Source organism: Nocardia fodinahabitans (genome assembly GCF_052983615.1).
Genome location: NZ_JBRJJC010000001.1, coordinates 5,218,186 through 5,228,089, shown reverse-complemented (window position 1 = coordinate 5,228,089; position 9,904 = coordinate 5,218,186). Strand labels below are relative to the sequence as shown.

The window sequence follows — 9,904 nt, the reverse complement described above, 5'->3', positions numbered from 1 at the left end:
CATGACTCCGCCTCATGTTCAAACCGCAGGTCCAGCCTGTTACTTCGCTTCGCAAACATGAGCGGCCCTCATGTTGAGGTTTATCGAATCGTTATAATCCCAGGTCGTGTTACCGACGAGTACGCCACGCCGCCGGAACGCTTCGCGAAGCCGGATTTGCCCGGTAGAGTTTGGACGGTCGTACACATCCAGCGCGAGTGGCGAAATTGGCAGACGCGCCAGATTTAGGTTCTGGTGTCCACGGACGTAGGGGTTCAAGTCCCCTCTCGCGCACCAAAGCACCACCTTTCAAACCTGCACCAACTGGTGCAGGTTTGTTGGTTTCTGCCCTGCTAGGCGCGGCGCTTCGTATGAGATCCATGAGCTCCACTCCGTCCGCCGCCAGCCGTTGGTCGGCTGAGTCGATGCCCGTGGCTTCTTCTAGCTCAGACTCTTCGGAGTGGTCCGCGACGTCGGCGATCAGCTCACCGCCGAGCAGCGTCTTGAACGGTTCGGCCAGCTCACAGCGAACGTGGTCCTGTTCGAGGTAGACCTTCTCGAAGAACGCTTGATTGAACAAACGGCGGACGCTGGGATTGGCTTCCACGTAGCCCGCATAGCAGTTACCGGCGTAGTTGAGCGCAGTGCGCAGGTTGTTCTCCACCACCTCGATGTTGACCAGGCTGGCCTCCAGACGAATCTCGATCCGGGCCAGCTGCTCGGCGATACGGTCCTGTTCGTCTTTCATGAGATCAAGCGGGATGGCGCCGGCGTAGTGGGCTTGGAGCAACTTGGATCGCTCATCGAGCAGGCGCTTCTTCTGCTTGTCCAGCTCTCGGGCTTCGCGATCCGCAGCCGTGCGGCTGGTTGCCAGTTCACCCCGCAGGCTGGCTTCGATCTGTTCGCGCAGCTCAGGGGCGAGCTGGACGACCTTGTATTCATCTTCGACCAGTTCTTCGACGCGCTCGATCAGCACCGCTTGCCGCTTGCAGTCGTTGTTCTTCTGATGGCGACCGAGGCACACGAAGTACGGATAGACCGTGCCATGCCGGTTCTTGGCGTGAGTGACGATGAGCCTGCTGTGGCAGCCGCCACAGAACACGGTCGATTTGAGGTAGTGCGGGTGTTCGCGCTGCTTCTCTCCGTTGACCCGTGAGGACATCATGGCTTGTACGAGCTGCCAGGTGACCGGATCGACCAAGGGAGTGTGCCGACCGGGATGTGTCGCGCCACGGTAGACGACTTCGCCCTTGTAGTACGGCGAGCGCAGGATTGCTTGCAGCTTGGTGTACTCCACCGACTTGGACGGACGCTTCGGCGTCGGCCTCGTCGTCAGACCCCTGATTTCCAACTCCTTCTCTAGGCTCTTGAGCGTCCACTCCCCCGTGGCGTATGCCTGGAACGCCCACGCGATCAGGGGTCCACGCTCAGGGTCCACAACGACCGTGCGGATTTCGGCCCCTTGCGCGTTGATCATGCCGACGTTGCGGTAGCCGAGGGGTGCGCGGTTGGGCGTGCCTCCCGTGCGCGCCTTCTCGGTCATGCCTTTGAGCACCTCGGTGGCAAGGTTGCGCGAGTAGAACTCGGAAATGGAGCTGAGGATGCCGTGCAGCAGCATGCCGCTGGGTGTTTCGTCGATGTTCTCGGTTGCCGAGACCAGTTCGGCACCAGCAGCCCTGATCGCCATGTGGATTTCGACATCGTCGGCCCGGTTGCGGGCCAAGCGGTCGACCTTGTGGACGATGACGTAATCGACCCGGTGCTCCTTGATGTAGGCGAGCATCTCCTGAAGCTTGGGACGATCGGCGGTTTTGGCGCTCTCGCCGCGTTCAATGAACTCCTTGACGACGACCGCGCCGAGTGTTGCGGCTTTGCGACGGTTGGCATCTCGCTGCGCAGGCAGGGAGTAGCCGTCCGGATCGCCGTCCTTCTCTGCTTGTTCCTTGGTGGATACGCGCGGATAGGATACCGCTGTTTTGAGCAGTTCTGGTGCGCCCATATCCGGATAAATTGGTTGAGATAGGTTTTGTGTCATGCCCGTCCTCCGATCTTGTTCTTTTATCTGGTTCGAATCAGGTCGACATCTTGCGACGTAGCCGTGCGAGTGCGGCGATCCTCATTTGCCGTGTTGTCCGACATTTTCATTGCAAACTCCTTACAAAATCAATCCTGGACAATCCTGACCACCGTTGGCCATCGCCGTGACGACCGTGGCAGTTCGCCTGCCACCCGAGGGCATGGCGCACGACGCCGCTTTCATCGCGATGGTCGCATCCGACCAATCCGGTTTGACGGAGCCGGACTTCGATCGCAACTTCGCTCACGCCGAACAGGCGGGCGAGATCGACTACCTTTTGGGTGCCTTGCCCCCAGGCGCGTTTGAGGAATTTCTTTGGTACCAATACGCAGCCCGCGAAGTAGTCAGCGGCGCGTTCAGCCTCGATATCTGAATCACTATGGCCGGGTCCGGCATACAGGACGTGCCTGTGGCCGTGGTCTACGATGTGCTTGAACTCGTGAAACAGGGTGAATCGCTGTCGGCGCCAGGAGTCGATCCGATTGAGGTATATCACCCATTCACCACGTCCCCGATCCCACAGGCTGGCTCCCGACGCGCTTCGGAGCGTCCGTTCCACGCGCAGTTTCGGTAGCCTGGAAACGATCTCGCTCGGTACCGGACCGCTGTCAATCTCGCACAGCTCCAGCAGCTTGGCCGCCTGTAGTTCAGCGATCACCAGCGCTTCCGCGTTGGTGACGTTCGGTCGGCGAGGCACGAGTCTGCGTAGTTCGTGCAGGATGCTGAGCCGAAAAATGCCCCCTTCTTGATGTTCAGCGAGGGTTTCTCGATTGGTTAAAGTTGATCGCGCGTCGCGCATTGGTGTCACCTCCTTTCGGAAATTAGCGGTTGCTAGTTGATGGACACTACTCCTTTCTTTTTACTTATTATGACATTAAGGAATTATTAACCGCTGAATACAAGCCTCCGTCCTGGGCTCATGCTTCGTCTTCACCATCGATCGGCCCGTCGTACTCGTTAAAGCTGATGCCTTTTTCTTTGGCGATACGCGCGAAGTCCGTTTCGATCTCTTTCGCTTCCGCTGCGGAGAGGTTGTATTTCGTGCGCAGGTACGGTCGCAGTGTCGGCAGTTCACCTTTAGGCATCCAACCGGCGACAGCGAATAGGTCACTGACTGGCACGCGCAGCACCTGAGCAATAGCTTTGATGTTCTCGCTGCGTGGATGCGAAATCTGTCCGAGTTCCAGACGTGTGATCGTCGCCTTGTCGACGTCAGCTTGCTGGGCAACCATCCGGGCAGATAGCCCCAGCGCTTCGCGCCTGGATCTCAGGAATTTTGCCAGTCTGACAATGTCGCCTGTTTCGTTAATGTGCGAATCCATGTTCATATTCTTGCCCCCATTCGCATTCAATAATACCTCCGGGCGGTGAATATATTCAACGCTTTCGGACCATTTTTACAATTTCACAACAATTCTTTTGTCCTGTTTTACGAATATGAATGCATGGCGCAACTATGCGCTCTCATCGAATATCCACACTCCGCCGCCCTCGGTAGGAAACGCGACAATATCCCTCTCGCGGAGAATCTCCTCACCGATCGCTGCATAGTCGACATATACGAACTCCTCCAATGTCGCTGGTACCGCCTGCTTGAGCCGGTCTTCAATGCCGAGCGGCGCGAACAGTTGCCGCACGTAGGCGGCCATGCTCTCGTGGTGGCCCCTGTAGGCCGTTGCAAAGTGGTCGAACAGGTGTGGATCGTCTTCGTGCGCTTCTGCCCAGGCGGCGTAGGCCGGACCGTGCTCCTTGATGCCGCGCGCCACCTGTGCCAGCAGTTCGATGCTGTCGACGCCCTCCAATCCAATCGCCCCAGTGGTGATACTGAACGCGCCGAAGCCGTCGTAGTCCCAGATATAGAGCGGGTCCCCCTCAGTGGCCTCGTCGCGGGTGAGGACGGCGTACATTTCGGCCGCGATGGTCCGTGGATCGCGCGCCATGTCCAGCCAGGTGCCATCGGTCAGCTCGGCGCGCAGCGGCAGGCCGCGGGTGACGTAGATGCGGGGGTTTATCTGGGATTGCTGTTCGCGGCTGGCTTCGAGGTCTGCACCATCGCCCTGGTGTCCGCTGGGTAGATCACGTTGTGGGAACCGTTCATTCATGATCACCGCCTTCGACGTCCCTCTTGGCGTCAGAGATCAACTGGTGACGTACCAGCGGCAGGGCGAGTGCCTCGACAGCGCCTTGTAGATCGCTGGTTGTCAGCTGCTGGTACGCCCCGGCGAGCTCGATGATTCGGTCGGTAACGGTAGCGGTCAGCAGCGCCACGGGTTGCCGGTCCTGGCCATCTGGTGGGATGGCGCCGTAGACGTGTTGAACGAGCCTGTCCGCGAGGGCACGGGTCGCAGCGTGTGATGCGTCGCCCGGCTGTTCGATCATGTTGTCGATCGCCGCCAGTATGGCGTCGCTGATCGCCCAGCGCAGTTCCAACTCGGGTTCACCGCCCGGTTCGTCGGACGTGATGGTGTCGGCTGCTTCCGGTTCGTCTTCGCTTGAATTCCGTTGTGGCTGTGGGTATTTCTCGCTCATGGTTACCTCTCTTTCGTTATGGTTGAGTGTTGGCCGGTCGGACAGCGGAGAGGGTGTGCATTCCCTCCATCCGCCGTCCGCCGGCCTCTTACACCTGGGCTGAGCGATGCTCAGCTGTCCGGCTGCTCACCTCCTGCCTGCTGCCCGCCACGGCGGTTACGGCTGCGGCGCGTGCCTGTCGGCGATTCGTCGCCGGAAGCTTCCGCCACGTCGGCGTCGGCTCCGACCTCCGTCACCGTGACGACGGGGGCGTCCTCGTCGTCTGGCGGTGGTGGCGGGGTGGCAGTGAACAGGTTGTCGATAGCCGCCTGGCGCGCCTTGGCTTCGGCTTCGATCGCCTCGCGGGCGGCTGTTGCCTTGGCCATCAGCTCGGGATCTTGCTTGGCGGCTTCGATGTAGGCATCGACAGCCTTGAAGCATTCAGCCTTGAGGCTGGTGCCGCGTAGTTCGGCGATCCAGGTGAGCTGGGCGTGCCGGGCGGTGTCGATACGGATGGCAAGGGTGATTTCCTTGCCCCCTTCGGGTGTGGACATCGCTCCTCCTCGGTGCGAGCGGCCGGTAAGCGCAGGTAGCGCTTACAAGTACGGCCGCAGGACACCGACGAGCCGGTGTGCCGCCTACGCGGCGGTCTTGCGGGGTCGACCCCGTGGCCGATCAGCCGTCGTGCTCAGGTGCTTGGCGTCGGAAGGTACGGGGTAGCCCGGAATCACCACGTCCGAGTCGATCTCGTTGCCCCAGACGTCCCAGCCGGGTTGCTGTCTGCGGGCGAATAGTTCGAGATACGGTCCGGGACTGACCCGTTCGATGATCGCGAACTGCTCTTCGGGCTTGTGACTGTGCTCCTGGACCGGCGCGATGAACCACGTCGGTTGTGCCCGGAAGTTGACCTTGGCTTTGCCGCGCGTGCCGAATAGAACATGCTCGGTCATGTTGCGCAGGTATTGGCCGAGTTGTAGACGCGGCTTCACCCAGGTAAGTGGTGAGCGGTAGGTGAATCCCCAGGCTTCCATGACGTCGTACCCCGCACGCCAGGCACCGTTGGTGACCCAGAGCCAGAGATACGCATCGTCCTCGGCCAGTTCGCCCACCGGCATGGCCTTGATCTGTTCGATGCTCATCAGGTCGTAGTGCTGCGAGGCACCGAGATGGCCACGCTGAAGGATGTCCCACGGCGGGTCTGCCATGATCGTGCGGTAGCGCTTCGGGTGTACCGAATCCTTCGGCATCTGAATAACTTTGGTGTCTGTCATAGTTCACCTCCTTCCTGTTGGATGGCCTTCTTCCTGCGGGTATGCGGGAGCGGCGACCCTTCACAAATATTTGTCGTCTTTGCCCGGTCCGATGGCACGGGGTAGCCCGGGATCACCACATCGGCGTCGACCTCGTTGCCCCAGACATGCCATCCCGGTTGGTGCCGCCGTGCGAACAGTTCCAGGTAGGGGCCACCCGAAACCCGCTCGATCACGGCGTACTGCTCTTCAGGCTTGTGGCTGTGCTCTTGCAATGGGGCGAACATCCAGGTCGGCTGAGCCTTGAAGTTGACCGGCGCCCGGCCGCGGGTGCCGAAGAGCAAATGCTCGGTGGCGTTGCGGAGATAGTTGCCCAGCTGAAAGCGCGGCTTGATCCACGTGAGCGGCGAACGCGGGACGAATCCCCATGATTCGATGACGTCGAATCCGTCGCGCAGTGTGGCGTTAGTGACCCACAGCCACAGGTGGGCGTTGTCTTCGGCGAGATCAGCAACGGGCATACCCGCGATCCGCTCCAGCGACATCAGTGGATAGTGGGCTGACGCTCCCCAGCTTCCGACCTGATTCCGCGTCCACGGAGGGTCTGCCAGAATAGTGCGGTAGCGGCGAATAACGTTGGTAATGGTCATAGTTCGGCTCCTTTCTGCATTACGTGGACAAGCTGCTCAGGCGCGATGACACAGAACAGATCGGCGGGCAGTGTTCGGTCCTTCTCGATCGCCTCGCGCAATGCGGTGCGACGCCGTTCGGCCTTTGCCTCGGTGTCGGCGCTCATGCTCCAGACGACGCGCGGGAACGCCCCATCGCTACGTTCCTGTTCGATGCCTTGCCGCCTGTAGGACTCGTACTCGCGGCACTTCTTCAGAACGGTCGGGATCGATTCGGTGCCCCTATCGATCTCGATGAAGGCAGCGTCGACGTACTCGCTACTGGGCGGTGAGGCAGTTTCGGCGTACAGATCCGGTTTGAGGGTCAGCCGTGCGCCACCGATACCCATGTAGGAACGCCAGGCGATGGGCTCGATCTCGCAGCGCAGCAGCTCCAGAGCCTCGGCACGGTCAGCCTCCACAAGGGCGACGTGCGCGGTAGCGATGCCCAGCTGGTGGTCGAGGAATCGTTGTGTGGGTTGTTTGAACCGTCGTCGGTGGCCGCGGCCCGCCTCCAGTCGCAAGAGCCGATCCCCGACAGCGTCCAGGTAATGGACCATGCCGTTGCTGCCCGATTGGATGCCGCCAATCCGCTGTGTCAGGCTCGCCAGTATTCGGTGGCGTCGCAGCCGGGCGAGTACCCGCTGTGCCGTCCGTGGGCCGCTGCCTGGTGGCATGTCGCCGAAGTGCAGCGCCTGGATCTGTGCCACAGTCAGATAGCGGTGTTCGGCTACTGAGCGCACGATCGACCAATCACGGTCACTGAGCTGAGTCGCCAGCGATGTGATGTCACGAACAGGGCTGGTGGTGCGTAAGTGGTGGCGGGGTGTGGTGCCCTGTAGGGCACCATCATTCGGCTCCCGCAAGGAGCCATTGATCGACGTCGATGGGGATGTTGTGGTCGATGCGGCACGAATAGCGGGACGAATACCGTCAACAGATGTGAAAGTTACGTCGCTTCCCTCCAATCCGTCGTTCATGCTTGCCGCCTTCGACGTCCGGACCCGGTGCCGTCGCCTGCACCGCCGTTGACCTGTTCGAGCAGTTCGGTGAACCCCGCCTCGATCTCATCGAGCGGTTGGCCGTAGCGTTCCCGGCTCAACCGGCGGATTTCATTCGGATCGCTGGTGATCGGTGGCGGTGGCAACGTGGTGCCGGAGGCCCACGGCTGAACGGAGTTGTCCCGCATCAGGCTGGCGTAGATGTGGTGGGCAGGCAGTGCCCCGAAGTCTTCCGGCGCGATCATCGTCTGCCCTGCCGCCATGTCTTTGGCATCACCCGATTGCAGTTGGAAGGTGATCCGTGAGCGGGCGTTGTTGCGGAAGGCGTCGAGCATCGCCGGAGGCAGCTGCTTCTGGTACTGATGCGCCAGGTGGAACCCGGCGCGCAGGCTGCGGGCGGTGGCCAGCGCATCACCCAGATCCGTTGGCAGGCGCAAGTAGTCCTGCACCTCGTCGATGTAGATTGCGACGGGCTGCCTGGTCTCTTCCGGCGTCCCGGCTCGTTCCCGGATCGCTTGCCACAATTCCGCCAGAACGAGCGCGCCCAGCAGTTGCGCGCTTTCCGGCCCGATGACGCCCTTCTGCAAGGGCACCAACAAGACCTTGTTCTGCCGGAGGACATCGCGGATGTTAAAGCGTGGGTTCCTTTGCGCCAGAACAGCTCTCAGTTGGCGGGTCAGGAGTGGACGCAGCTTGTTGCTCAGTGGAGCGATCTTCGTATCCACCGCTTCTGGTGACATCGCATCGAACCAGGCCCAGAACGGCCCGGCCGCGAAAGGATCGTCGCGGATCACCCGCTGGGTGAGCGACCGGCGGAACCCCGGATTGGTGAGCAGGAGCGGCAGCATGGTGAGCGAGGCGTCATCGCGCTTCGCCAGCACCTCCAAGGCATTTCGCAGAATGTCGGCCGACCGTGGCCCGAGATCACCGTGAATGGCGTGGATGGTGCCGAACAGCGAGTCCGCGATCACCTCGGGGGTGCGTCCCTCGCTGTGCGCCAACGGATTTATTCCGACCGGTGCCTCATCAAGGGCATCCAGGAGGACCACGTCCTGTTTCCGATGCTCAGGAATCCGCGCCAGGATGTCCGTCACCAGATCCTTCGGTTCGATCACCACCACCGGCCGACCCGCTTCGAGGTCTTGAACGATCAGGTTGAGCAGCAGCGTCGACTTGCCGGTGCCGTTCGGCCCGATGACCCACGTATGCCGCATGCTGTCGAGCACGTCGTACCCGATGGTCCCGCCGACGCCGGGGGCGTTGGCCTCGGCGATCACCCGCTCGCCGGTCAGTAGCGCAGGAGTCGGTCGGACCGGTTTCGGATGCAGCGGCGGTTGACCGGGAAAGCGCTCGTCGTGATCGCTAACCGGCCAGGCCAAAAGGTGACTCAGTTCCGGCACACTCAGCGGCTGCGCCGGGGTCAGGATCGACCAGGTTGCTTTCGGCCCGTTGACCTTTGCGGCTTTCTCGTCCGCCAGCTTGAGATGCACCCCGGCCGTCTCCACCGTGCCGATCGCCGCCGCCAATCCGAGTATTAGGGATTTTCGGCGGTCCGCGGTGCCAGCCTCGACGCCGATGCGGATGACGGCCGCGAAGCCGTGGTGGCCGAGCTTGCGAGCGACGGCTTGCCGGGCGTTCGGGCGCTTATCCGGCAGCAACCCGTTCCACACCTTCGACGCCACCGATTGGTGGCCACCGTGGGGCTGTTCGCTAGGCGGCAACATCGGCTGGCGACGTGGCCCCAGCACCACCTGAATCACCAGTCGCTCCCCGGCGTTCACGGCGGTAAGGGCGCTCAGGATGGAACGGCTGGAGGCCACCCGATCTACTGGTTCCAGCGGCCAGTCCGTGGCGGTGAGCTTCAGGCGGCGGGCGGTGACAATCTCCCCACGCTCGGTGGGATCAAACGGCGTCACCACTGAGCCGCTGATCAGCTGCTCGACCGACCGTCGCACGCTGTGTACATGTCGAAGCTGGCTGCCCACAAGGTATTCCACGCCGTCGCTGGTTGCGCGGGCTTCGAGGATGAGCTGTGGCGCATGTTTCTGTGCCGCCCAGTGGCGGAGCAGCGACGTGGCTGCTCCTTCCCGGAAGGGGCTGGGCCAGAAGAGGAGCTGCCAGACGAGAGAATTGGCGGTGAGGTCTGATTGATCAGTCATTATCGCGCACCTCCGGGGTGACATCCGCCTGATCCGGCTTGGTATCGCGACTCTCGCCATCGGCCTCTTTCTCCTGCGCCATACGGGCCGCATCGGCCAACGCGAGCGCGAGGAACGCCTTACCCAGCAATTTCACGTCCGGGGGTTGATTGCGCACAGCTCGCACATAAATATGACGCTCCACCTTTGCCTTGCGACGGCCTTCGCGGTCACCTCGGCGATAGTTCGATCGTCCTGTTTTGGACATAGCACTCCTCCTATT

10 protein-coding genes, 1 tRNA gene and 1 pseudogene are annotated in these 9,904 nt (G+C 61.6%); 1 reads left to right on the top strand and 11 read right to left on the bottom strand.

Features of this window, described 5'->3' with window-relative positions:
* The first annotated feature begins 191 nt into the window (after nucleotides 1–191).
* Nucleotides 192–276: transfer RNA gene (locus tag NV348_RS24305), tRNA-Leu, on the top strand.
* Nucleotides 277–973: 697 nt separating this feature from the next.
* Here the strand turns inward: NV348_RS24305 and NV348_RS24300 are convergent.
* The 11 genes and pseudogenes from NV348_RS24300 to NV348_RS24250 all read right to left on the bottom strand — a co-directional run.
* Nucleotides 974–1,978 (bottom strand): annotated as a pseudogene (locus NV348_RS24300) (recombinase family protein); the annotation flags it as partial.
* A 142-nt stretch (nucleotides 1,979–2,120) separates the two neighbouring features.
* A complete protein-coding gene (locus tag NV348_RS24295) occupies nucleotides 2,121–2,855 on the bottom strand; it encodes an ImmA/IrrE family metallo-endopeptidase (RefSeq protein ID WP_447148895.1) in 735 nt (244 codons plus the stop codon).
* Between the two features lie 118 nt (nucleotides 2,856–2,973).
* Nucleotides 2,974–3,378, bottom strand: coding sequence for a helix-turn-helix domain-containing protein (locus NV348_RS24290; protein WP_447148894.1), 405 nt, complete (start codon nucleotides 3,376–3,378; stop codon nucleotides 2,974–2,976).
* Between the two features lie 132 nt (nucleotides 3,379–3,510).
* On the bottom strand, nucleotides 3,511–4,158 hold the full coding sequence (locus NV348_RS24285) for an antirestriction protein ArdA (protein WP_447148893.1): 648 nt from the start codon (nucleotides 4,156–4,158) through the stop codon (nucleotides 3,511–3,513).
* On the bottom strand, nucleotides 4,151–4,585 hold the full coding sequence (locus NV348_RS24280; protein ID WP_447148892.1) for a hypothetical protein: 435 nt from the start codon (nucleotides 4,583–4,585) through the stop codon (nucleotides 4,151–4,153). Before NV348_RS24280 ends, NV348_RS24285 begins: the two co-directional genes overlap by 8 nt.
* A 110-nt stretch (nucleotides 4,586–4,695) precedes the next feature.
* Nucleotides 4,696–5,118: a hypothetical protein gene (locus NV348_RS24275; RefSeq protein WP_447148891.1), complete on the bottom strand. Its 423-nt coding sequence runs from the start codon at nucleotides 5,116–5,118 to the stop codon at nucleotides 4,696–4,698.
* Between the two features lie 84 nt (nucleotides 5,119–5,202).
* Nucleotides 5,203–5,835, bottom strand: coding sequence for an MT-A70 family methyltransferase (locus NV348_RS24270; RefSeq protein ID WP_447148890.1), 633 nt, complete (start codon nucleotides 5,833–5,835; stop codon nucleotides 5,203–5,205).
* A complete protein-coding gene (locus tag NV348_RS24265; protein ID WP_447148889.1) occupies nucleotides 5,832–6,464 on the bottom strand; it encodes an MT-A70 family methyltransferase in 633 nt (210 codons plus the stop codon). The genes NV348_RS24270 and NV348_RS24265 overlap by 4 nt, the downstream gene beginning before the upstream one ends.
* Nucleotides 6,461–7,462 carry a replication-relaxation family protein gene (locus tag NV348_RS24260; RefSeq protein WP_447148888.1) on the bottom strand — a complete coding sequence of 334 codons (1,002 nt, stop codon included), beginning with the start codon at nucleotides 7,460–7,462 and terminating at the stop codon, nucleotides 6,461–6,463. The genes NV348_RS24265 and NV348_RS24260 overlap by 4 nt, the downstream gene beginning before the upstream one ends.
* A complete protein-coding gene (locus tag NV348_RS24255; RefSeq protein WP_447148887.1) occupies nucleotides 7,459–9,642 on the bottom strand; it encodes a type IV secretory system conjugative DNA transfer family protein in 2,184 nt (727 codons plus the stop codon). Before NV348_RS24255 ends, NV348_RS24260 begins: the two co-directional genes overlap by 4 nt.
* On the bottom strand, nucleotides 9,635–9,889 hold the full coding sequence (locus NV348_RS24250; protein WP_447148886.1) for a hypothetical protein: 255 nt from the start codon (nucleotides 9,887–9,889) through the stop codon (nucleotides 9,635–9,637). The genes NV348_RS24255 and NV348_RS24250 overlap by 8 nt, the downstream gene beginning before the upstream one ends.
* Between the last annotated feature and the right edge of the window lie 15 nt (nucleotides 9,890–9,904).